The sequence below is a fragment of the Microbulbifer agarilyticus genome, from assembly GCF_019800665.1.
Taxonomy (GTDB): Bacteria; Pseudomonadota; Gammaproteobacteria; order Pseudomonadales; family Cellvibrionaceae; genus Microbulbifer; species Microbulbifer agarilyticus_C.
This window is the reverse complement of the sequence record NZ_JAHVKO010000003.1, coordinates 508,542-532,663: the sequence shown is the minus strand read 5'-3', so window position 1 is coordinate 532,663 and position 24,122 is coordinate 508,542. Positions and strand designations below refer to the sequence as shown.

17 protein-coding genes are annotated in these 24,122 nt (G+C 53.3%); 6 read left to right on the top strand and 11 right to left on the bottom strand.

The genetic code is table 11. The features are described from left to right. Positions 1–89 precede the first annotated feature (89 nt). The 5 genes from KUV22_RS07950 to KUV22_RS07930 all read right to left on the bottom strand — a co-directional run bounded on the left by KUV22_RS07950 (position 90) and on the right by KUV22_RS07930 (position 5,725). Complete coding sequence (locus KUV22_RS07950) at positions 90–1,619, bottom strand: UbiD family decarboxylase (RefSeq protein ID WP_222229976.1); 1,530 nt, start codon at positions 1,617–1,619, stop codon at positions 90–92. 50 nt (positions 1,620–1,669) lie between these two features. Further along, positions 1,670–2,812 (bottom strand): LLM class flavin-dependent oxidoreductase, encoded by a 1,143-nt coding sequence (locus tag KUV22_RS07945; RefSeq protein ID WP_222229975.1) that lies wholly within the window; start codon positions 2,810–2,812, stop codon positions 1,670–1,672. Positions 2,813–3,106: 294 nt separating this feature from the next. Then, positions 3,107–3,664, bottom strand: a complete 558-nt coding sequence (gene idi, locus KUV22_RS07940; RefSeq protein WP_222229974.1) for an isopentenyl-diphosphate Delta-isomerase — start codon at positions 3,662–3,664, stop codon at positions 3,107–3,109. Positions 3,665–3,855: 191 nt separating this feature from the next. Further along, positions 3,856–4,506: a glutathione S-transferase family protein gene (locus KUV22_RS07935; RefSeq protein WP_222229972.1), complete on the bottom strand. Its 651-nt coding sequence runs from the start codon at positions 4,504–4,506 to the stop codon at positions 3,856–3,858. Between the two features lie 280 nt (positions 4,507–4,786). Then, the gene (locus KUV22_RS07930; RefSeq protein WP_222230438.1) at positions 4,787–5,725 is read right to left on the bottom strand and encodes a DUF885 domain-containing protein; all 939 of its coding nucleotides are present in this window, start codon (positions 5,723–5,725) and stop codon (positions 4,787–4,789) included. An 81-nt stretch (positions 5,726–5,806) separates the two neighbouring features. Here KUV22_RS07930 and KUV22_RS07925 point away from each other — a divergent pair, with 81 nt between their 5' ends. After that, positions 5,807–7,894, top strand: coding sequence for a hypothetical protein (locus tag KUV22_RS07925; RefSeq protein WP_222229970.1), 2,088 nt, complete (start codon positions 5,807–5,809; stop codon positions 7,892–7,894). A 91-nt stretch (positions 7,895–7,985) separates the two neighbouring features. Here the strand turns inward: KUV22_RS07925 and KUV22_RS07920 are convergent, their stop codons facing one another. Continuing rightward, positions 7,986–8,330: a DUF885 family protein gene (locus tag KUV22_RS07920; protein ID WP_315857518.1), complete on the bottom strand. Its 345-nt coding sequence runs from the start codon at positions 8,328–8,330 to the stop codon at positions 7,986–7,988. 87 nt (positions 8,331–8,417) lie between these two features. On the opposite strand from KUV22_RS07920, the gene KUV22_RS07915 reads away from it, so the two are divergent. Beyond that, positions 8,418–9,137 (top strand): TIGR04219 family outer membrane beta-barrel protein, encoded by a 720-nt coding sequence (locus tag KUV22_RS07915; protein WP_222229968.1) that lies wholly within the window; start codon positions 8,418–8,420, stop codon positions 9,135–9,137. Between the two features lie 122 nt (positions 9,138–9,259). On the opposite strand, the gene KUV22_RS07910 is transcribed toward KUV22_RS07915, so the two are convergent. Together KUV22_RS07910 and KUV22_RS07905 are read right to left on the bottom strand one after the other, a co-directional pair. Next, the gene (locus tag KUV22_RS07910; RefSeq protein WP_222229966.1) at positions 9,260–11,098 is read right to left on the bottom strand and encodes a DUF885 domain-containing protein; all 1,839 of its coding nucleotides are present in this window, start codon (positions 11,096–11,098) and stop codon (positions 9,260–9,262) included. Between the two features lie 42 nt (positions 11,099–11,140). Continuing rightward, positions 11,141–12,649 (bottom strand): M20 family peptidase, encoded by a 1,509-nt coding sequence (locus KUV22_RS07905; RefSeq protein ID WP_222229964.1) that lies wholly within the window; start codon positions 12,647–12,649, stop codon positions 11,141–11,143. A gap of 210 nt (positions 12,650–12,859) precedes the next feature. Between KUV22_RS07905 and KUV22_RS07900 the strand changes: the two genes are divergently transcribed. Continuing rightward, positions 12,860–13,468 (top strand): TetR/AcrR family transcriptional regulator, encoded by a 609-nt coding sequence (locus KUV22_RS07900; RefSeq protein WP_222229962.1) that lies wholly within the window; start codon positions 12,860–12,862, stop codon positions 13,466–13,468. Positions 13,469–13,485: 17 nt separating this feature from the next. Here KUV22_RS07900 and KUV22_RS07895 read toward each other — a convergent pair whose 3' ends face one another. Continuing rightward, positions 13,486–14,439 (bottom strand): aldo/keto reductase, encoded by a 954-nt coding sequence (locus tag KUV22_RS07895; protein WP_222229960.1) that lies wholly within the window; start codon positions 14,437–14,439, stop codon positions 13,486–13,488. Between the two features lie 301 nt (positions 14,440–14,740). Between KUV22_RS07895 and KUV22_RS07890 the strand changes: the two genes are divergently transcribed. Continuing rightward, positions 14,741–17,431 carry a M1 family metallopeptidase gene (locus KUV22_RS07890; protein ID WP_222229958.1) on the top strand — a complete coding sequence of 897 codons (2,691 nt, stop codon included), beginning with the start codon at positions 14,741–14,743 and terminating at the stop codon, positions 17,429–17,431. Positions 17,432–17,528: 97 nt separating this feature from the next. Here KUV22_RS07890 and KUV22_RS07885 read toward each other — a convergent pair whose 3' ends face one another. Further along, a complete protein-coding gene (locus KUV22_RS07885) occupies positions 17,529–19,121 on the bottom strand; it encodes an MFS transporter (protein ID WP_222229956.1) in 1,593 nt (530 codons plus the stop codon). Between the two features lie 295 nt (positions 19,122–19,416). Here KUV22_RS07885 and KUV22_RS07880 point away from each other — a divergent pair, with 295 nt between their 5' ends. Beyond that, complete coding sequence (locus tag KUV22_RS07880; RefSeq protein ID WP_222229954.1) at positions 19,417–20,961, top strand: glutamate synthase-related protein; 1,545 nt, start codon at positions 19,417–19,419, stop codon at positions 20,959–20,961. Between the two features lie 265 nt (positions 20,962–21,226). Then, on the top strand, positions 21,227–22,462 hold the full coding sequence (gene gntH, locus KUV22_RS07875) for a guanitoxin biosynthesis MBL fold metallo-hydrolase GntH (RefSeq protein ID WP_315857526.1): 1,236 nt from the start codon (positions 21,227–21,229) through the stop codon (positions 22,460–22,462). 8 nt (positions 22,463–22,470) lie between these two features. On the opposite strand, the gene KUV22_RS07870 is transcribed toward gntH, so the two are convergent. Beyond that, positions 22,471–24,063 (bottom strand): arylsulfatase, encoded by a 1,593-nt coding sequence (locus tag KUV22_RS07870; RefSeq protein ID WP_222229950.1) that lies wholly within the window; start codon positions 24,061–24,063, stop codon positions 22,471–22,473. Positions 24,064–24,122 lie beyond the last annotated feature (59 nt).

Genomic DNA, 24,122 nt, shown 5'->3' with positions numbered 1-24,122 from the left:
CTGTTACTCAGATAACAGACGCTTTCCTAGCCGGTGGCGCAGGTAGGTCACGCGCGCCCGCCGGCTCAGTCAAAAATAGACACAGCGCCTTAGGACTTACCAAATCCCCATTTATCCCAGTTATCCACCACTTTTTTCTGCAAGTTGCTCGGATAGTTATCTTCAAACGTGAGAATGCGCTCGAGAGGCTGCCCAGTTTTACTCTCTGCAGGCAGGCAGCTGTATGCCGTCAGGCCACTGCCATGGATGAAATCGCTCTGGCAGTGATAGGCCTCGAGACCGGTACCGACCACGTTGGTGATATCCGGAAAGCCGAAGGTGCCCTTTGTTGGGTGGTTACGGGTGGCAAACGCCCAGCTCAGATCACTGACATTGTCCGGATCGATGTCCTCATTGACGACGATCAGCTTGGTCGTGACGTTACCGCAGTGCTGGGTCCACAGGGTGGTGGCAATTTTTCTGACAAACTCTTCCATGGCCATGCCGGTTTTTTCATGCCAGTCATTACAGACACGTACAACCAGCCACGCAAGTGCCGACTCCATAGTGAGCATGGCATCGACCACCGGCAGCCCTTCTTTTTTCAGTGCATCGAGAACATCGCCAGACATGAAGAAACCCATACCAACCGTACAGGAGTCGATGGGTTTCCCCGGGATCGAAATCGGAAAGAGCGGCTTATTGCGATAGGTGACACAGGTCACCGTGACGCGGGCCCGGTTTACGGAATCAAAAGGCAGGTATCCCTGGTATTCGCCAAACGGGCCCTCGCTTTCAACCTGATCTTTCGATACATAGCCTTCGAGAACAATTTCCGAGTCCGCAGGTACCAGTAGGTCATTCGTTTCGCACTTAACCATACGAATGCCTTCGCCAAGTAGGCGACTGGCATAGTCGTATTCATTCTCATAGTCCGGTGCCTTGGCGGAAGCCTGGGACAGCACAACCGGAGGTACACCGAAGGCCATTGCCCAGGGGGTATCTTTGCCTTCCTTCGCCCAGGCGTCGTGCACCATGCCATTGTGCTGAGACGGCAACCACAGGCCCGTCATGGTGTTCTTATTGACGATCATTGCGCGGTTGATCGACCAACTGGTCCAGCTCTCGTCTGGCGTGCGTACGATGTTTACACCGGCCGTTCCAATGTAACGGCCAGCATCACCATCATGCGCCAGCGGTGCCGGTATCTTGTTGATGTCTACCTCATCACCGGTCCATTTGTTTTCCTTACACGGGGCATCCGCAGCATCGACAATCACCGGATCATGCACGTCGGTACCGTCACGGGCTTCAAGATAGGCCTTTTGAATATCCATCAGGCCAGCTTCCGGTGGCAGCCCGAGCATGACTGCCAGCCGACACCACTCTTTGCCCGGTGTACCGGACTTGGTGTAACCGATATCGCACGCGCGGAAACCTTCTCCTTCCGGCGTGCCAGACACGCTGTTAAACACCGGGACTTCGGCCCGGGTTTCATATGAGTGGCGACAGATCGCACCCATTTCCAGCTTTATGTCCACCTCGTCATTGATTTCAACCGCCTCGCCCATCTCAACCAACTTTTCGATGTATTCGCGGTAAGTACGAGGGATTGCGGCACGATCCACTGTGTAAGCCATGGTTCACTTCCTGTGTAAATATAAAAAATATCAGCAACGCTTTACGCGGGTTAATCGGTCAATTGGGCACTGCTTTCACGGAGCCTTTGCGCAGCCGTTGTCGCATCAATGGCGGCATTGCAACGGGGCAGAACATCTTCGGTCAATAGCCGCAGACTTCGCTCCCAGTTAGTCCGCTCCTTTTCAGAGTGATAGGACAGAATCACAAGCTTGCCGAAGCCGCCTGTTGCGCCGTACATATCCATAATTTTTTGCGCGACCGTTTCCGGTGAACCGACAAACCAGAGGTTGTCGGCCACATATTCAAGATCAATCTGGTCTTCATGCATCTCCGGGCTCTTTTTGAGGAAGGGCCCCAAACCCAGTCCCAGATATACGGGCAGTAAGAACTCCTGCCAGCAACGCCCCATCATTCCGTTTAGCGCGAGTTCTCTTGCCTCCTCATCAGTAGGCGCGACATAAATGTCGCGCACGATGCGCCAGTCATTCCGGTTAGGGACTCGCTGTACTCTGGCGGCCCCCTCCTCGACGGCTGACCAGTGCGCTGCGGTTATTCGGTGATCTGGACTGACACTGAGACTGACAGGGATATAGCCCCGCTCACCAGCAAGCTTGTGGTTGCGAGAGCCAGGCGTAAGGCCTGCGATCGCGATTGGCGGGTGAGGCTGGGTGTAAGGCTTTAAATGGTAACCAAGGCCCGCGAGATTGGTTTGCACCTTACCGCACGACCAGTATTTACCCGTCATCTCCTGATCGCCCTCGGCCCAAAGACGCGTCATCATCTCGAGACTTTCAAACGTCATGTCGCGATTGGTATCCGGGGCCGAATCCAGCGCAAACAGCTCTCGGTCTGAGGGCAGTGCACTGATACCCACACCGAGCTGATAACGCCCCTGTGCCATATGATCGAGATAGGCTGCACGGTGTGCGAGCTCGATAGGGTGGTGATAAGGCAGTAAATGCCCGAGTGGGCCCAGTCGTATCTGCTGGGTCTTCTGTAAAGCCTGAGCAATCAGCAGGTCTGGTGCGGGGCATGGTTCCCATGGCGCGGTAAAATGTTCCCCGATCCAAGCTTCGGAAAAGCCTAGCGAGTCAAGTAGCGCGATTTCATTTAATGCCGCCTGCTGTCCTTCGGCTATCGAGACTTCCGGAGCCAAAGAAGGCATCAACAAGCTTCCGAGTTCAATTGACATGAAGCAGTGTCTGATCCTATTAACGTTATATGGATCGTGGTCACAAGTGACGCACTATTTGTGGGTCGGTCTTTCACACCCCAGTTTCATTGAACAATCAATGACCGAGCTACCGGAGTGCAGCTGGAACTAGCTGCAAGAAATCTAGACCGCGCCCACTCAAACGCAAGGAACATGGCGCGCAAAGTCTGATGCGAGCATTGCACGCGCCAGCACTCGAGTAAGCAATGGGAAATAAGCCCGACAGAGCTAACAGTATTCAGACAGTAATGAGAAAAGTGCGCCAGTTAGACGCTAATGTTTCTTGGGCAGAAGGTGCGGGAATTTAGTCGTTAACGTTTTCCACTCGGCGACCAACCAAGGTGTGAAATGACTTGCGTCGGCAGCTAATGCGTCCGTCAGTTCAGACTGGCTAATCCAGCGCCAGTCTGAAATTTCGTTCTTGTTGATTTCCGGTGTATCAATTGAGGTGCCAACAAATACACCACAGTACTCATGCTCCGAGCCGAGATCCCTGAATCTGGCGTGATACTCAAAATCAAAACAGAATGTTAATGTCGCGCGCATCCCCAGCTCCTCATCGACTCTACGATGCGCTGCGGCAGTCAATTTCTCACCCCAACGTGGATGGCTACAACAACTATTGGACCAAAAGTTTGGCCAAAGCCGTTTCTCTCCGCTGCGCTGTTGCAGGAGGACTTCGCCCTCAGGATTGAATACGAATACAGACAGGGCTCGGTGCAAAACACCTTCCCCGTCGTGGCAGTCACTCTTGCCTTTTGGGCCAATAGCATTACCATTATGATCAACAAGAATTAATGGTTCGCTATCGAACGAAACAATTTTATCCATACACTCGTTGCCAACTTGCCACACAATCGCTTATTCAAACGGTTTCAAAATATCGATTTCTTGGTAACCGCGCTTAAGCTCAAATTATTCCGTAAAAATCTCTCCGAAATATCTGAGTTACAACAAGGTAGCAGGATTCATTACAGCAGCAAGGTGACGACGCATCGGCTCAACATATGCCATGCGCCCGCTCACAGCTTTGAGGCATCATTGCAATTCGTTGCTTGGATATAACCTTGGCGTTTGGCAATCTTGTCGCGAAACGTGGTTAGCGCATCCGGTATGTCCATTTCATAGCCCAAGGCCCAGTCCAGGCAGGTGGTAAGCAGCAAGTCTGCGACACCGAAATCTTCGCCCATGACAAATGCACGCCCATCTTCGAACCATCTCGCGGCCTCATTAAGTCCGCGGCCGACATATTTCTTTGCGGCATCGACAGCCACCGGGGCAGAACCATAAGTCTGCGAAAGGCCCTGGGGCGGATCACAATGCATGCGTACCGTATACAGCCTCGCATCCATCTCGGTCATGATGTAGAAAATGTGATCGAACAGCACCGCCCGCTCGGCGGTAGCAAGAGCCGGCATAGGTAGACCCCGATCGCTATAGCGGTCAGCCAGGTAACATACGATCGCTGCGCTCTCGCCAATACTGACGCGATCATCCTCAAAAAATGGTACTTTGTGACGTGGGCTACGCTCGAGTAATCCCGAGTTCTCAATACCACCACCCCGGGGCAGAACTTTCTGATGTTCATAGTCCAGCCCGAGCTCAGCCAAAGCCCATAAAGGGCGTATCGTCCGCTCGGTGCCAATACCCCAGACTGTTCTGGAACTGCTCATACCACTCTCCAACGAATACGCTCAAACCTCTGCTCCCAGCCAGCAGAACCATTATTGCGCGCAGGGTACTTGAATCAGACGATAGGGTAATGTGGCAATCAAGACATGACTAAATCGACGTAAGAAACGTGGTGACCTATGGGTTCCACCGAACTAAAAAAACGGGTAACTAACCCCGATTACTCTCTTTTAGGGAAGGACTGACCAAACTAAAAAGGCCCGATATGCGTCATACCGGGCCTTCTTTTGCACAGAATTGAAACGTCGCTTGGACGTGGAATCAGCTGGCTGCAGCTAGCGCCATGCCTTCTTTTTTGCTCTCAATATACCGGTCAACAATCTTTTCCAGAATATCCAGCGGTACCGCACCATTCTTCAACACCACATCGTGGAAGTCGCGCAGATCGAACTGGTCGCCCAGTTCTTGCATGGCTTTTTCGCGTAACTCCAAAATCTTGATCATACCGATCTTGTACGAGGTCGCCTGGCCGGGCATGACGATATAGCGCTCGATTTCGGAGATCACATCGCTCTCCGCCATACCGGTATTGGCCAGCATGTATTCGATGCCCTGCTCGCGGGTCCAGCGCTTGTGGTGAATACCGGTATCGACAACCAGGCGCACCGCGCGAAACAGCTCGCCGACTAAACGACCCACGTTGTCATAGGGATTGTCTTGATAGCCGAGCTCCCACGCCACCTGCTCCGCATACAGGGCCCAGCCTTCGATGTAAGCGGTAAACGGGGCCATGCGGCGCATGAATGGCATACCTTCAAGCTCCATGGCGATGGCGATCTGGAAGTGATGTCCGGGGATACCCTCATGGTAGGCAAGTGTGCGCATGCCATATTTCGGAGTGGCCTTGATATCGTACAGGTTGGCAAAGAAGCGACCGGGGCGGCTGCCATCCAATGCGGGCTGTTCGTAGTAGGCGCCCGGTGCGGTCTTCTCCTTGAATTCAGGAATACGCACTACTTCCATGCCCGCCTTCGGGCGCACCCGGAAGGCACCATCGATACCCGCATCAATCTCGTCGAGGATCTTCTGGTAGTCCTCCAGAATCTGCGCACGGCCTTCCTCAGTGTCCTCATAATAAAACTCTGGACGCGCGGCGAGGTCTGCCATGGTCGCGGTGAAGCCAACGGAGGTGTCGAAACCCTCGCGATTTAAGAGGGTGAGAACTTTCGATTCCCGCCTGAGAAGCGATTCCTTTTTTATAAACCATTATGTTTAAATACACGCCTTACATCCGCTGTAGATGTCCACCTTGCGTGTCTAATAATCATAAGGGGTTTCAAAATGATCCTTTCCGCGAAAAGGCTGCTCCTGCCTATGGCATTCACTCTCGCCGCATGTGGTGGAGGTGGAGGCAACAGTACACCTCAACCACAAGAGCCCGTCGTCGAGGATCCACCACCCGCGGTGATCAATGATGATGTCAGCCCCGAAATATCGATCAGCTTTCCTCACCAAAACCCGGTAAAGATTGATTCCACAAGGTTCCGCCTGGCCGGATATGCAACTGATAATGAAGAAGTTGCAGAAATCGAAGTCAATGGTATCGGGGGCTTCCCGATAGACGAGGACGGCTACTGGGTCGCAGAAATCAATCTAACAGACTTTCGTAGAAATACCGTCAAAGCTGTCGCAGTTGACATAAGTGGAAACGTCAGTGAGCCAGTCGAGCTAGAGGTCGACGTCACAACTGAAACCGAACTTGACTGGTGCGGGGGAGTCGCCGCGCACAATGGTCTTTTGTATACGCCTCACGCCGGCTTCACCATCGACTATGCCAGTGCTAGTGCGAATTTCTTACCCGCCAACCAGCAATTGAAGTTTGATAGCTTTGTACACTCTCCCATAGAGAATGCCTTATATGGAATGGTTAAACATACGCTCTATAGGCATGATTTAACCACAGGACAGATCAACGAAATTGATACCCTGAGTACGTTCGATGGATCGGTTATTGAAATGGCCTTCGACGAAAGCGGAAAGAATCTCTACTTTGGAAGTGCTGCCGCTATTTGGGTATATCCGTTGGAGTCCGGTACACTCCAGCGCCTATCGACGGAGTCTTCTGCTGGAAGCCCACTGCTTTCAGGTCAATATGCTGACGTGTGGTTCCATAGTGGTCAGCTGTACTGGCTTGTGGGTGACAGCGGTAATTTTGACAGACCAGAATCAAGTGAAGTTTATCAGGTTGATTTAACCACCGGTGAACGCACCAAGCTTTACACCCACCACTACGCCGCTCTGGCGCAACTTGTAGTCGACGAAACCTATTTTTATTTCGTGGGAGCTAGGAGCAATACGGGGTTTGCCGTTGACCGAAACTCACAGGAAATCGCGTTTTCTTTCAGTGAAATTCTGCGAAATTTTCAGGTCTATAGTCTCGACAACCCAACATTGGACAAGGATTCGCTAACCGGCAATTTGTATCTGGCGCAATGCTACGAAGAATTCATTGTGGAATTAGCCATTGACCAAGGCATTGTCACTGGAACTACCCGCTTTGGTGACGCTAATTCCGGCCTTATTGAAGATATGGCCTATGTCAGCGCCGCCGACACGATTTACTTGGCATATGGCAATGATCACCTGTACGCCGTAGATCCCGATAGCGGCAGTAAAAGAGAGGTCAAGGTAAATGATCGCGATGCTCTTCTGGGCTGGCAAGGCGGAAACATTGTTCCAGCAGGAAACCAGAATGCGCTGTATTTTAGTAATGACAATTATATTTCTTATGTTGGACTAGACGACGGTGTGCGGCGCGAAATAAACAGCCCGGAAAGCAGCGGGCACTCTCTCGCTTACGGCGAAGTCTATATGGGGCTGTCACAAGAGTTTAATGGCCGCCTGATCGGTATTATTGATAAGTCTGATGATATTGATTTGGTTTCTATCGACACATCGACTGGACATAGCCTCCTCATTAGCAGCCCTGAGGATGGCATGGGAACAGGACCATCACCATATACAGTATGGGGAGCGGGTATCGGGATAAATGAAACCGAGAATCTCGCCTATATATCGATTGATGAACAGATCCTTTCCGTTGACCTGGCTAGCGGTGATAGGGCGGTCCTTTCTTCCAATGACGATGGCCTTCAACCAGAAATTTCAACTATCGGGAAGCTACTCTGGGTTCCGGAAATACAAAAACTCTATGCCCTCGGAGATAGTGGTGGTTACTACCGCTTAATATCGATAGATCCGGAGTCTGGTGAGCGAGAAATTGTAGACACCGCGGGCGCAAATCTTAAAAGCCGTATCGATGGTTTGACTTGGGACAGCGAACGCGAACTTGTATATCTCTATACAGGCAGAGTGATTGCGATGGATCCGAAGTCTGGTGCCACGGTGCTATTGACCGCCGAGCTTTAACGTTGATTGGAGAATAATCCAATTCGGACAATGGAGCCCCGACACCAAAAGGTAACGGGGCTTTTTACTTAGAACTATCCGATACATCCCATCAGGATTCTGCGCAGCTACCTAAGCCTTCGTGTGTATTAGCAATATACCGGTCAACAATCTTCTCCAGAATATCCAGCGGCACCGCACTATTCTTCAATACCACATCGTGGAAATCGCGAAGATCAAACTGGTCGCCCAGTTCTTGCATGGCTTTTTCTCGCAGCTCCAGAATCTTGATCATACCGATCTTGTACGAGGTCGCCTGGCCGGGCATGACAATATAGCGCTCGATTTCGGAGACCACATCCCTCTCCGCCATACCGGTATTGGCCAGCATGTATTCGACGCCCTGCTCGCGGGTCCAGCGCTTGTGGTGAATGCCGGTATCGACAACCAGGCGCACTATTCAGAATAGCTCTCCGACCAACTCCATCATGACTGCCGCTGAAAATATCTGTAATATCGCTGAATTTTTGCAGGGATATTAAAGATGAAAAAGACAACATTAACCTTACTTGCAGTCCTTGCGTCTACGCACGCCAGCGCAGACACACTTCTGGGCGTTGATACAACAATCGGCAGTTGGACCACAGCCTATGAGGGCTCGATCGACGGCCTGCGCGCGGCAGACTTTTTTCAAGAAGAGAGTAACATCACCATACAGATAGCAGTGGAACATCCCGTACCTTATCTGCCCAATATACTAGTGGCTCATAACAATATCGAAACGATTTTTGAGGACGGCACGTATGACATGGACCTTAGCCATACCGACGCCACGCTGTATTATGAAGTCTTAGATAACTGGCTAAATCTCGATCTAGGCCTGACCGCTCGTAACTACGATGGTCGATTAAAGAAGACGCCGATTGGCCTTGTCGGATGTCCAGATAGCTGCTCGTGGGATTTGATTCCCTCGAGAAGCATTCTCCTGGACTTCGCTGGCACAGTACCTATGGCTTATCTAATGGCCGAATTTGAGCTTCCCGTCACAGGCTTATCTATTATCGCTCAAGGTAATGGAACCAATTATCGCGGTGACACAATAAGCGAATTGACTGCAAAGGTCCGTTGGGACTTCGTGCCTACGATGGATTTTGCACTTGAAGCGGGCTATCGCGGTCTTCTTATGGATAGTACTGAATTGGATGAGCTAAACATGGATTTTGAGGCAACGGGCCCATACTTCGGTTTGAGCCTGCGCCTTTAATACGTGAAAGATGGGTTTTCAGTCTAACCGTTTACCTTGGACACTGTTTTCGAAAAACCCTGACACCTAAGTTGTCAGGGTTTTCTAGCAACGCGTTAAAATTTCTAGACTGACACTATTGATCAAGAAGCCGGTACATATTCGAACCCGCTTTTGGTGTCTGCAATATACCGGTCAACAATCTTCTCCAGAATATCCAGCGGCACCGCACCATTCTTCAGCACCACGTCGTGGAAGTCGCGCAGATCAAACTGGTCGCCCAGTTCTTGCATGGCTTTCTCACGCAGCTCCAAAATCTTGATCATACCGATCTTATACGAGGTCGCCTGGCCGGGCATGACGATATAACGCTCAATTTCGGAGACTACATCGCTCTCCGCCATACCGGTATTGGCCAGCATGTATTCGATGCCCTGCTCGCGGGTCCAGCGCTTGTGGTGAATGCCGGTATCGACAACCAGGCGCACCGCGCGGAACAGCTCGCCGACTAAACGGCCCACGTTGTCATAGGGGTTATCCTGATAGCCGAGTTCCCACGCCACCTGCTCCGCATACAGGGCCCAGCCTTCGATATAGGCGGTAAACGGGGCCATGCGGCGCATAAATGGCATACCTTCAAGCTCCATGGCGATGGCGATCTGGAAGTGATGCCCGGGAATGCCCTCGTGGTAGGCAAGCGTGCGCATACCATATTTCGGAGTAGCCTTGATATCGTACAGGTTGGCAAAGAAACGGCCGGGGCGGCTGCCATCCAGTGCCGGCTGTTCGTAGTAGGCACCCGGTGCGGTCTTCTCCTTGAATTCAGGAATACGCACTACTTCCATGCCGGCCTTCGGGCGCACACGGAAGGCACCATCGATGCCCTCATCAATCTCGTCGAGGATCTTCTGGTAGTCCTGCAGAATCTGCGCACGGCCTTCCTCAGTGTCCTCATAATAAAACTCTGGACGCGCGGCGAGGTCTGCCATGGTCGCGGTGAAGCCAACGGAGGTATCGAAACCTTCTCCATTCAAGATGGTGAGAATTTCCGACTGAATACGCTGCACCTCAGACAGGCCCAGTTCATGGATTTGATCCGGGGTGTAGTCGGTAGTGGTAAACATTTTCAGGGCGAGCTTGTAGACCTCTTCGCCCTCGGGCAGATGCCAATAGCCGTGGTCATTGCCAGCGCGGTCGGAAAGGTTGGAGAAGTAACCAATCATGTCCTGATAGGCGGGGTACACGTACTGCTCGATATGCTGCTCGGCAGTGGCAAGAATCTGCGCGCCGGCTTCCGCGTCAATGTCTTCAGCTTCGTCGAGCTTTTTCACGAGTGCGGTATACAGAATATTCTCTTGCGCCGGCGTTTCCACAAAACCGCGCATCTCATCGAGTACCCGATCAATCACAAAGCGCGGGGGAACGATGCCACGCTCTTCACGTACCTTGAGATCTTCTAGTTGCGCGCCGAATTTCGACTCCACCGCCTGCAGGCGTGACAGATAATTCTGTGCGTCTTCAAGGTCTTCCACACGATGCTGCGCTTCCATAAAGCTTGGATAGCCATTCTGCACACCAAACAACTGATTCACCGGGTAGGTGTGGTAGCGGTATGGCTCCGCAGCAATGATCATATCTGCGAGGTATGTGGCGATATCGCGGGTCAGCTCCTCGTTTTCGTCCAGCCCCTCATAGCGATCCAGAGTCGCCCGGAACTGTTTAAAGTCGGCAAACATCTGTGCGGTTTTTTCGGGATCTGTTTCGTCCAGGCGAGCATTGTGGCCCTTGATTCCCATGGACTCGAGAAAGCCGAGGGAAGTCAGCATCTCTGGGCTGTCAAACGCCATGCTCACCAGCGGGCGATCGATAAACACACGGAAGGAAAAGGGTTTCTCGGCAATTACTTCATGCGTGGCAATACCACCGGCTGCGACGATGGCGGCGAGCAAAGTGCCACCGGTGTACTTTAGGATTTTTTTCACAATCGATAACCTCTGTTATCCGTTCTATTTTTTGGGTTTTATTTAGTGGGCTTTTGCCGTGGCCTCGCCACCGCGCTGGTCTTTATCGGGAAAGGACGACTGCTCAAGCAACATAACAAAAAAGCGAATACCGTTGGCAAAATCTTCCACGCCAAGTCGTTCATCGATGCCGTGGAATGTGTTTACCGTCTCGGGGGTAACACGCACCATCAGGAAGCGGTATACCGCATCCGACAAACCATAGAAATGTTTGGAGTCGGTACCACCCTGTACCAGATACGGTGCTACCAGCACATTCGGATCCAACTCGCGGATGTTCTTTTCGATCAGCTGGTAGCCGTAGGCATCGGTGCTCGATACCGGCGATGGGTTACTGGCCATGAACGGCTCAATGGATACGCGCGGATCGTCGATGACCGAACGCACTCGCGTGACGACGGACTCGGCTGTTTCGCCGGGCATAATGCGGAAGTTCACCACCGCACTGGCGCGGGTCGGCAGGATATTGGACTTGCTGCTGCCTTTGAGCATGGTGGCAGCGGTCGAGGTGCGAATGCCGGAGGCACTGCTCTCGTTAGCGAGGATCGCGGATTCCACCAGTGGGCCGGTCAGCCACTGGTTTGCCATGCCAAAGCGGGCACCAAAGCCTGCGTAATGGCCAACCGCATCAAATGTCATGTTGGTAAACTTGAGCGTGGTGGGGAATTGATTGTCCTCAAGCTGCACAATCGCGCGCGCCAGAATACCGGCGCCGGTGCTGGCGGGCGGCTTGGATGAATGGCCCCCGGGCTGTTCCACTACCAGCCGTACATTCACAAAACCTTTCTCGGCCACGCCAATAACGGCAATCGGCTGCTCGAAGCCCGGCATCAGGCCCTCGGTAATCGCACCGCCCTCATCCAGCACAAATTCGAAATTAAGATCGCGGCTGGCGAAGTAGCGCGCAATTTCTGCAGCGCCGTTTTCCCCACCGATTTCTTCGTCGTGGCCGAAGGAGAAAAAGATACTGCGCTCAGGCTGTGCGCCGGTTTGCAGCAGGTGCTCCATGGCTTCCATCAACGCCATCACGCTGGCTTTATCGTCGATGGCACCGCGGCCCCAGATCTGGCCATCGCTGATCACGCCGGCAAACGGTGGGTGCGTCCAGTCGGACAGGGTGTCCTCATCCACAGAGACCACATCCATATGTCCCATCAACAGAATGGGCTTCAGCTCTGGATTGGTACCGGGGAACTCATACACCAGAGAGTATTTATTAAAGACATGGCGTGTAGCGAATGCCGTCACCGCAGGGTATTGCGCTTCGAGATAGTTGTGAAAATCGATAAATGGCTGCGGCTCCAGGTATGGCGCTTCATCCTGGGTAATGGTTGGAAAGCGGATGACATCGGCCAGGCGCTGTGCAGCCTGCTCCGCATCCAACACAAGCGGCGGTTGCGGATTTTCGATCACCAGTTGTCGGTCTGGATAGACCATTACCGCGCGGACACTGGCAATTGCCACCACCAGCACAATGCCCGCCCCCAGCAGGCCTACAATTCGCTTTTTCATGACTCGATTCTGCCCCAAATTCAGCTTAAGGCCATATTGCGTCAAGCCCGGGAAAAAGTAAACACAGGTGTTTACCTTTGACTTGCAACCCTCTAACCTCCGCCCTTAGCGATATACCGCAGGGTCCGTCGGATACTTGCGCCACGCCTGTGTAAGCCATCGTTGCCATACACAGGCGTAACCAATGCGAATTGAAAAAGAACCGAGACAGTGAAAGTTTCTGAGCAGAAGCGACAACAGATTCTGGACACCGCCCGCGATCTGTTCCTGGAGAAAGGCTTCGCCACCACGGCCATGCACCAGGTGGCGGAACAAGCGGAAGTATCCAAGCGAACCCTGTACCGGCACTTCCCCACCAAAGAAGTGCTGTTTGCGCACGTGCTGGGAGGATTAGCGGAGCGATGTGTGGCGCAGGTAAACCAGACTTACCAGCCCGATACACCGCTGGAGCCGCAGCTGCGTTCACTGCTACACGCGAAGCTGGAGATCCTTGCAGACCCGGCCTATGTCACACTGGCGCGTATCGGCATCCCCGAGGTATTGGCCGACCCGGAGCGCGCGCAGCAACTGACCGAGTTACTGAATGCCACCCCGGGGCCTCTGCTGCACTGGTTGGAAGCGGCGGCCGCAGACGGCCACCTGGAGAAGAAGGATGTGATGTATGCCGGTCGGCATATGCAGGGAATCCTGGACACTTTTGCCTTCTGGCCACAGCTGCTGACCGGGGCACCGCGGCTAGACCCCAATGAAGAATCGCGGGTGGTGGATACCGCACTCACAACCTTCCTGCAGCAATACGCCAAGAAAGCCAAAACCTAACCTCCAGTATCACGACATCAGCCTGTGGCAGCCTCTGGGTTGGCAGCGGAGGGTTTGATCTTGGCAAGCTCCTGCCAGACTGCATCGTCGATAGGCCAGTCGGCCCACTCGTAGGCCTGGCGCACATGCTCAGGCCAGGTCACTCCGCACACGGTGGACGTAATATCCGGATCCCGCAGTGAGGATTGCAGGGCGACCGCACCTAGTGGCACATCGTGACGGACACAAATCTCTTCGACCGCCCGCACCAGTGCCAGCGTCTTCTCGTCGGCTTCGCGATAAGCGTAATGATTCTGAACAGCACTGCCTTTTGACAACATGCCGCCACCAAAAGGTGCCGCGTTAAGTACCGAGATGCCCTTTGATTTGGCCAGCTCGATCATTGGCGCCGCGTTGTTGTTCACCAGTGTATGCCGGTTATGGGTGAGCAATGCATCGAAGTCCCGGTCGCGCACGATCGGCATCATCACATCAATATTGCCCGCCGCAAGGCCGACGGCGGTCGCCAGCCCTTCCTCCTTGAGCTCGAACAATACATCCAACGCGCCGCCTTCGCGGGTGACATCCGTTAGATTCGCGGCGTACTCCACATCGTGCACATACAGAATATCCACGCGGTCGACACACAGCGCCTCGAGACTCTGTTCAAACGACTTGCGCGCCTGATGGCCATCAAACACACGACTTTCACCATCCATATCCAGCTTGGTCGCCAGCACTCTGCCCTCAGGCCAGCCACCCAGTTCGCTGACCACCTTGCCAATACGCTCCTCACTGCGCCCCATCGCGTAGACACGTGCGGTGTCGATAAAGCCATCTGGCCGCTCGAGGATCGCGCGTATGGTATCCAGTGCGCGGGCTTCGTCCACCTCATAGCCATACAAGTCAGGGATGCTGCCCAGGCCTGTTGAGCCAAAACAGATGGGCGGTACTTTCAGTCCTGTTTTACCTATTTCTCGATTCGCAGACATGGCACACCTCCCTCGCCCTTCAATCAACTCTTTGCAATTCCCGCGCGCATCGCGCGTCTGCCTAAAGAAAGCATAAACCACCCAGAGCACCATTCGTTTTCAACGGCGCTCGTTAGCCCTTATGAGTCATCAAGTAGTGATAAACGTGAAGAGTGCCGTGACGACAATGTGCGCAATTACACGCTGGTACACATATGCAACTCCGTGTAATTGCGCGCATTGAAAAAATAAGGGTTAATGAAACGTTGTTTTTAGAAGTAGAGAGGTACATCACAAACCATAAAAAACAGGGAGAGACGCAATGCGTACCCGAATCGCACTTCTTTTGGTGCTCATTTTTACCTTTGCCGGCTGCAGCTCCGACTCCGATAGAGATGTTTACGAAGAACCCATGCCGTTAGGCAGCCTTGGCACCAATGTCCGACCTCACGAATATTCCCTGTCATTAAATATCCAACCGGAACAAGCTGAATTCTCCGGCATGGCACGGATTGCCATCAGCATCGAGAAGGCGACGACCAAAATCTGGTTACATGGCCAGGACCTACAGGTGAACTCAGTTGCATTTACGCAGGGTGAGAAGACTTTCATCGGCTCTTATGAGCAAGCCAATCGACTAGGGGTTTCCAGCGTATCTTTTTCCACTCCAGTATCAGGCAGTGGTGATTTGCAGTTCAGCTATACCGCCCCCTTTAGCAAGTCATCCTCAGCCCTCCACAGCATTGAGGAAAACGAAGAATACTATGTTTTCTCCCAGATGCAGGCCATCGACGCGCGACGAGTATTCCCAGGGTTTGATGATCCACAATTCAAAACAGCATATTCGGTTGAGGTAACCTCTGCCGATAAAAATGTGGTTATCTTCAATACTCCCGTTACGAAGGAGGTAGCAGGAGACGAAGACAATATTCGACATATCTTTGCCACTACCAAACCTTTGCCAACCTACCTGCTGGCTTTCGCGGTTGGCCCATTCGATATCTACGAGTGGGATAATCTTCCCAAGACCGAGTTACGCGATTACGAAGTACCACTCCGCGCCATTGTGACTAAAGGCAAACGCGACAAGGCCGAGTATGCACTGCGCAATACTCAGCCTCTGCTGGAAGAGCTCGAGAATTACTTCGGCACACCGTATCCCTACGAAAAAATCGACCTGATCGCGCACCCGCAGTTCGGTGGCGCAATGGAAAATCCAGGAGCTATCGTTTACGGCGAACAGGGATTGCTCGTTGACGAAGATTCCACGCCCGCCACCCTACAGTGGTATTACGGAGTGCACGCGCACGAACTAGCCCATATGTGGTTTGGCAATGTGGTTACACCACACTGGTGGGAGGATATATGGCTAAACGAATCTTTTGCTTCGTGGCTAGCTGCGAAGGCTGCGCACGCAGTTCGCCCCGACCTGGCCATCGACACCGTTCAGCAAAAATTCAGTCTGGGAGCCATCAATCAGGACTCTACCGCTGCATCGCGTCAGATCCAGCAGCCAGTCCGCGATAATGCCGAGATAGGGAAAACCTTTGACAGCGTCACCTACAACAAAGGAGCAGCAGTATTGGCGATGGTGGAAGCATTTGTTGGAGAAGACCGCTTTCGCGATGGAGTACGCCATCACATCCAGCGTTTTGAACATAGCGTTGCTACTTCCTCTCAGTTCTTCGAATCAATGGCCGCTGGATCCAATGAACCGCGGCTACAGCAGGTTTTACAAAGTTTTGTAGAAGAGGTAGGAGCACCGACGGTGGATGTGGAAGTCAGCTGTAGCGACGACGGAGCAAAACTCACCGCCACACAAAGTCGCTATCGTCCACTTGGTGCCAAGTTCCCTGTTGATACCATTTGGCAGTTGCCGCTCTGTTACAAAACAGAAGATAGTGAAGCCTGCGAGTTGATCTCCGAAGAGAAAACCGAAATCGAGCTGGCATCCTGCCCCGATTATCTTATGCCCAATGCACGTAGTGCCGGTTACTACCGTTGGAATCTCGATGCCGATAGCTGGGCCAAACTCTTGGCGAATCGAGACGCTCTCTCGGTTTCTGAGCTGGTTAATCTCTCTGACAGTTCAACATCAGCATTTAAAGCAGGCAAACTTAAGTCGGGAGCCTATGTTGACATCCTTCGGGCACTAGCTAAGCACGAAAACTATGAAGTAGCTTCTTCTGTAGGGGATGTTTTACAGAAACTCCGCCTCAGTTTGCTCGATGGAGAGGCGACGGAAGACTACCGCATTTTCGTTGAAGATATGTATGCGCCAAGACTAACGGAATTGCGAATGGAGCATTCGTCAGATGACTCCCCAATGACACGTTTGGATAGGCGCGATACGATTGACCTTATGGCGATGGAGGCAGAATCCGAGCGTGTCATTGAGATACTTGGCAAACTCGGCCGTGAGCACATTTCGGCTATCGAAGCAGGAGACGAAGCAAACTCTATGCCCGACGACTGGATTAACGTCGCACTCCGTGGAACCGCGATAAATGCTGACTACGATCTACTCGTGCGCATGGAGGACATGGCCCTCTCAACATCGGATCAAATGTTGCGCGACCGGATGCTTTACGCTTTATCAAAGTCAAAAGATACCAAATATATCGAGCATATGTTCACAGAACTTCTTTTTGATGAACGCCTATCCGGACACGATCGGGCACGAATGATCGTATTCATGTTTCCACACAATCGAGATTTACAAGATCGCAGCTTTGACTTCCTAGTAGACAATACCGATCTAGTAACGGAAGGTATTGGCGGGCTTTTTAAGCACTACACGGCATCGGCTGCCAACCAATTCTGCAACGAAAGTCAGCGCCAAAAGGCAGCAAATTTCTTTGCTGGAGCCGAAGAAAAAATTCCCGGCATTACGCGAGCCGCCAATCAAAGCCTAGAAATGATTGATCAGTGCATCGCACTGCGCAATGCCAATTCGGAAGAGTTTAAGAGGGCAATTTCTGCTGAACGAACGGATGTAGCGGATCTCGACTAACTATATATAGATTTCAACTCGTAATAAGAAGGCTCCCGGATGGGAGCCTTCTTATTAAATCGTGATTAACCACGGTAAGTATCGCTCTCATATTCGATCAGTGCCGCAGTAGCGCCTTGGCACTCCCCTCCTCCGGCACCGGACCGCGCATCAAATACACCGCGATAATCGCCCCGACAATGGAAACCACGGAACAGGTCAACATGGCCGCGCTAAATGCATCATCCTGCACATCACGCAGGGCCTGCTGCAATGCGTGACTGGTCTCTGGCTTTAATGTGCCGAGCTTGGTCAGTATGTCGCTGTTGGATCCATTGGCGAGCGCCTGGGCGAGCTCATGTCGCTGCTCAGACTTTATCGGCAAGGCGTGCAATACGGCTTCCAAATGCTTTCGAATTGACGCTACGTGCGCCGCACCGGCGACGACGGAACCTACGGATGCGCCGAAGGTTAGGCAGGCATTAACCATGCCCGATGCCTGGCCGGTATGCTCCTCCGCACAGAGACGCAAGCCGATACGCGGCAAGAGCGGAATGGTGAGACCAAAGCCAACCCCGGTCACCAGCAACATCCACCAGGTGTCGCGGTAAGTAGAGTCGTTGGATACCGTAGATAGCAAAATCCCACTGAGCGCCAAACACAGCATGCCGATGGTAATCGGCCAGCGGTAACTATAAGGCCCGAGGATCTTCGGCCCCCAAATGGAGAAGACCAACATAACCGCGGTCATCGGCAGCACCGCAGCACCAGCTTCAACCGGGCTCATCCCGAACGCGGCTGGGGACTGCACGAAAAGGTTGTAGAAGATAAAGAAACCGAGCAGGTTAAAACCGGCGATAAAGATTCCCAGCGTCGCCATTTTGAAGCGCGGGTGACGAAAGTAATCGAGATGTAATAGTGGACTTTCGCAATGCTGCTCACGCCACCAAAAGGCGATACCGGAGACTATGCCGATACCGATGGAAGTGAGTGTGACCGGGTTTGTCCAGCCGGCAAGTGAGCTATTCGCAAGTCCATAGGCAACCGGCCCCAGAGTCAATATCAATAGAATACCGCCGAGAATATCCAGTGATTTATTGAGCCTTTGTGTCGCCGGCACATAATTATTGCGCGAAACAATGCGCACAAGGATCAGGGCCAACCCGAGTACGGCAAGATCCATATAAAAGATCCAGCGCCAGCTCAGATACTGCCCAAGCGCACCGCCAATGATCGGGCCGAGACTCATACCCAGTGCGATCATCGCACCCCATACACCGACCACTACCGGCCGGTCTTTGGGCGGGGTCGCGGATGTCAGTAGGGAAAGAGAGGTACCAAATAGGGATGAAGCGCCAAAACCCTGCAACATACGCCCGAGTAACATTTCCGTGCCGCCGGTGGAAATGGCGACAAACAGTGAACCACATGCAAAGGTCAACATGCCGAGCACGAAGATACGTACCCGCCCAAACAGATCAGCGCAACGTCCCATGATCGGCATCAGCGACGATGCCGCCACCATGTAAACGGCCATGATGCCCTGCACTTCACTGGGTGTGAGGTCCAGATCTTTGCGCAACATTGGGATGACCGTGGTAATCGCTGTCGTGTTATAGGCAACAACGGTCATACACATGGCGGTCATTGCCAGGACGATCCACATGCCGCGCTTTGAATGCTCGTCAGATACGGATGATTCGATGCCCACCTTGTCTCCCTATTTAAATAGGACCAGCCCCCAAAACCCGCGTTGAACACCGCTGGATCAAAGAGCACGACTTATTGCGCGATCACAGCGATATCGCAACGTCGGAAAATTGAAGCGTAGTTGTTTCGATAGAAGCTGGCCGAACCCTTACGTTTTTGCTTCACGGTAATAGCGCACAAAAATGACGCGTAAATCCCTCTAACTACCGCTTTCAATCCGTCCAGCGATCCAAAGCCTAGCCACTGTGTGTATAAATACAGTCTGCCTTTCAGCAAGCAACCGGATCGAGCGCCCGATGAATCCAATCATTGCCAATAATAAGCCCAGCAAAGTGAACCTTGAGCAGGGCAAAGAATACTTCTTCTGTGTCTGCGGAAAATCCGGCAACCAGCCATTTTGCGATGGCTCCCATGCGGGGACGGGATTGGAACCGAAACTCTTTGTGCCGGAGAAGAGCGGTGAGGCCTATCTTTGCCAGTGCAAGCATTCCGCGAACATCCCTTACTGCGACGGAACCCACAAACAGTTTTCCGATGAAATGCTGGGCAAGGAAGGCCCGGGAATCCGTGCGGACAATGATGGCACCCCGACCGCAAAAGCCACCAAAGAAGAACCCACCGTAGAATTTATCCATCAGCTGGCGCGCGAAGGTTTGTCGCAAATGGGCCATCACGGCCCCATGACGGCGATGGGAATCCCGCGCCATCAGTTGCCCCACTGGGACGACATTCAGTTGCTCGCCGCACAGATGGCAAGAAAACCGCTGCAGGAAGATGCCGCCGTCGGCACCGAGCTGGTTATTGGCCCCCGCGCCAACAAGCCACTCAAACTGAAAATACCGCTGTTTGTATCGGATATGAGCTTTGGCGCACTCTCTGAAGAGGCCAAGGTCGCACTGGCGAAAGGTGCCGAGATGGCGGGCACCGGTATCTGCTCCGGCGAGGGCGGGATGTTGCCGGAAGAGCAGGAGGCCAACTCACGTTACTTTTACGAGCTCGCCAGTGCCAAGTTTGGGTTTGAGGAATCCAAGTTGCTCAAGGTGCAGGCCTTCCACTTTAAAGGCGGACAGGGCGCCAAGACGGGTACCGGCGGTCACCTTCCGGGGGCAAAAAACGTGGGCAAGATCTCCGAGGTGCGCGGTATTCCGGAAGGGGAGCCCGCCGTGTCGCCGCCCTCATTCGAAGATTTGCATACGGTCGATGACTTCAAGCGCTTTGCCGATCGAGTGCGACAAATTACCGACGGCATTCCGATCGGGTTCAAACTGAGTGCCAACCACATTGAAGACGATATGCAGTTCGCGCTGGATGCCGGTGCCGATTACATCATCCTCGACGGACGTGGCGGCGGTACCGGCGCTGCCCCGGCTATGTTTCGCGACCATATTAGTGTGCCGACGATTCCCGCCCTGGCACGGGCGCGACGCTTTCTCGACGACAACGGAGCCAGCGGTGACGTCACGCTGATCATCACCGGCGGCCTGCGCGTACCCATAGACTTTGTAAAAGCCCTGGCACTGGGCGCCGACGGTGTCGCCATTGCCAACAGCGCCATGCAGTCCATTGGCTGCGTCGCTGCGCGTATTTGTAATACCAACAATTGCCCCGCCGGAATCGCCACACAAAAAGCAGACTTGCGGCAACGGCTGAATGTCGACAAGTCTGCCCAGCAGCTGAAGAACTTCTTCGAGGCTTCCGTCGAACTTATGCAGGTCATGGCCCGTGCATGTGGCCACGATAGTCTAAGTGGGTTTAACGCGTCGGACCTGACGACCTGGAACCGGGATATGGCGCTACTCTCCGGGGTTGCCTATGCAGGTGCAGGAAACCCCAATGAGTAAGATTATTCCGTCGAATACATAACGGCGCTCATCCGGCACGGAGTAGATGATTGAATGCGATTCGTCATGATCGACACATAAAGTAGAGATTGCTGCATTTAATCTGTCGTGCGATGAGCGCTGCTTGGCTTTCCACTACCCTTCTAATTAGTTTGCATAACTTCGCAAAGGGTTTCAGGATGGCACAGCCTTCTCCTATTCGCGCTCCTCTTCGTTCTGCCTCCCTCATTTTTCTGGTGGGCGCCGCGTTTGGCGCACTCGCCTTCTGGCTGAGCAGTATCTATTCATTGACTACGATTCCCTTGGCCGAAGCGGCGGGTGCGAAGTTAAATCACCAACGGGGACCGCACCGGATCGCTATGCCTACTACCCCGGCACCGAAGCACTGGCCAAGGACGAAATTCGCGTAGTGGCTTGTGGAACTGGTATGCCTGCAGCGCGGCGCGGGCAAGCCGCAAGCTGCTTTCTGATTGAAGTGGGAAACGGAGACAAATTTCTGTTTGATATTGGCACCGGCTCCATGGCCAATGTGGCCAGTCTGATGATTCCCTATCAGTATCTCGACAAGGTTTTCCTTTCCCATTTACATACCGATCATATGGGCGACCTCCTCGGCTTGTGGGCGGGCGGCTGGACCGCGGGCCGGCCAAATGCATTGCGTATTTGGGGTCCAAGTGGGGCAGACCCAGAAATGGGCACGGCCTATGCCATGGAGCATTTCCTGAAGTTCGTGAACTGGGACAAGGTCACCCGCGAGTACAAGATCAGTCCGATTCCCGGTCAACTGGACGTGACCGAGTTTGACTATGCGGTGGTGGACCAGGTGGTGTACCAGCAAAACGGGGTAACGATTCGTTCCTATCCGGCGGTGCATGCCGGCGACGGACCGGTAAGTTACAAGCTCGAATATGCAGGTCTGAGTGTATTCTTCAGCGGGGACACGGTACCCAACCGTTGGTTTATCGAACACGGAAAAGATGTAGACCTGGCAATACACGAAGCCATGCACACCCCCGAGCAGTTCGTCCGCCTGTACAACCAACCACCGCAATTGGGCTGGCGCACCTGTTGCGAATTTCACACTTCCCCGCAGGCATTCGGCAAGATCATGAGCACCATCCAGCCGCGACACGCGGTGGCCTTTCACTTTTTTAATGAGCCGGATACCCGCTATCAAATTTACCAGAGTATCCGCGAGACCTACGATGGGCCGCTGTCCATGGCTACCGATATGATGGTGTGGAATGTGACGAAAGATGGCATCGTCGAGCGCATGGCAGTTTCAACCGACGACGCCTGGTCGGTACCGGGTACCGCGCAGCAACCTCCACCGGAAAAAGGACAGCCGAGTCCGCTCAGCGAATCGATGAACGCCGGGCGCTGGCGCCCCGGTTTCGAGGCCCAGGACCCGGCCCTCGATAAATACATGGAAAAGAACAATCTGCAGAAAGAAGATTGGCGCCCGAAAATGTTTGAAAAAATGCAACAGGAAGAGCAGTAAACAGGCGCTTATAAGCCGAGGCCGATATCTGTGTTGCGATACTCTTTCATGGTCGCCTGGTGCTGCTTGGAAAATTTAATTGCCTGCGGCATACCCCACTCGAAAAATTGATGTCCGGTGCTGGACATCTCTTTGGGATCGACATTGAGGTTAAAGACCCAGAGCGCGGTGCCCACATCGGACAATACGCTGGCGTCAAGATTACGCCGTGGCACTTTCACATCGAAAATTTTGAAGTGCACCTTATAGTCACGCCAGCGCAGTGCGCAAAATTCATTACGGTTCCACATATACACAACCTGACGCCGCGAGTGCCCATTGGGCGCAAGGAAAAATGCAGTCTGGTCAATGCCATCGAAATACAGATCATTGGGTAAATTGTCGAGCACGCCGGCCATACGCAGGGACGTCATATAGAGGTCGGTGAGGTCCACCAACTCATTGCTTACCTGTCCGGGTTCAATCATGCCTTTCCAGAACACAATGCCGGGCACTCTGACGCCGCCCTCCCAGGTGGTGCCTTTGCCGCCACGCCATGGGTGATAGCCAGAATCCGGCCAAACGTCCTCATTGGCGCCGTTGTCCGAGGTGAAATACACAATGGTATTTTCCAGTTGCCCATTCTCCTCCAACGCCTGCATGATCTCACCAACAATGTCGTCGACCTCAACCATCGCATCACGCACCGGCATGGCGGCCGGGCTTTTGCCGATATATGCGGGTGCTACCAAGGAATCGTTGTGGATTTTTGAGAACGAGTGGACCAGGTAGAAAGGTGTGCCTTTTGCTTTGGCATCTTTTAAAAACTTGAGCGATTTATCCCGTAACACCTGGTCAACCATGCGCATATCGTCGACGGTATTGATCGGGTACGCGACCTTGCGCCGGCCACCCTTTTCACCCTCGATCAGACCTTCCGGACGCAGGGTAAACGCCAATTCGTGCAGCTCCGGGTTATTGATCATGTCGGAGTACTGGCGCTTTAACAGGAACTGGGTGTAATCCGACTGTACCGACGGCAACCCAAAGAAATAATCGAAGCCCACCTCGTGGGGCAGCATCCCTTCCGCCTCACCAATATGCCACTTGCCGATCACCGCGGTCTTGTAGCCGGCAGAGGTGAGCATCTTGCCGCTGGACTGTTCGATTCGCCACGGGTTCTTGGTGATCACGTCGCCAGTGAGGATCGGGCGCACCAGACCACTGCGCACCGGCAAACGCCCCGTCATTAACGCCGCCCGTGAGGAAGTGCAGGTTGGCTGGGAGTACATCGAGGTTAACTTCAGACCCTCGCGCGCCAGCTTGTCGATATTCGGCGTGGGCGCACCAATGGCTACTCCGCCGCCAAACGCGCCCGGGTCGCCCCAGCCCATATCATCCACAAGGAATATAAGGATATTCGGTTTCTGCCCAGCCCGTTGTTGGAACTCTTCCAGCTTCTTCGCCGCCAGCTCTTCCTGATGAGGCCGGGGAATGGCCGGCTCGAAGTTCTTGCGCTCCACCACGCTCAGGTCGAATACGCTTTTATCCGCGTGACTGCTCTCCGCGAAAAGCAGGCCAAAAGCGAACAAACTCAATGCGACAGGCAGGAATCTCTGCATTTTCGCGGCGTCCCTTTACACAAAACGACAGAAAAATTGGGAAATCGCCTTTCAGTCTA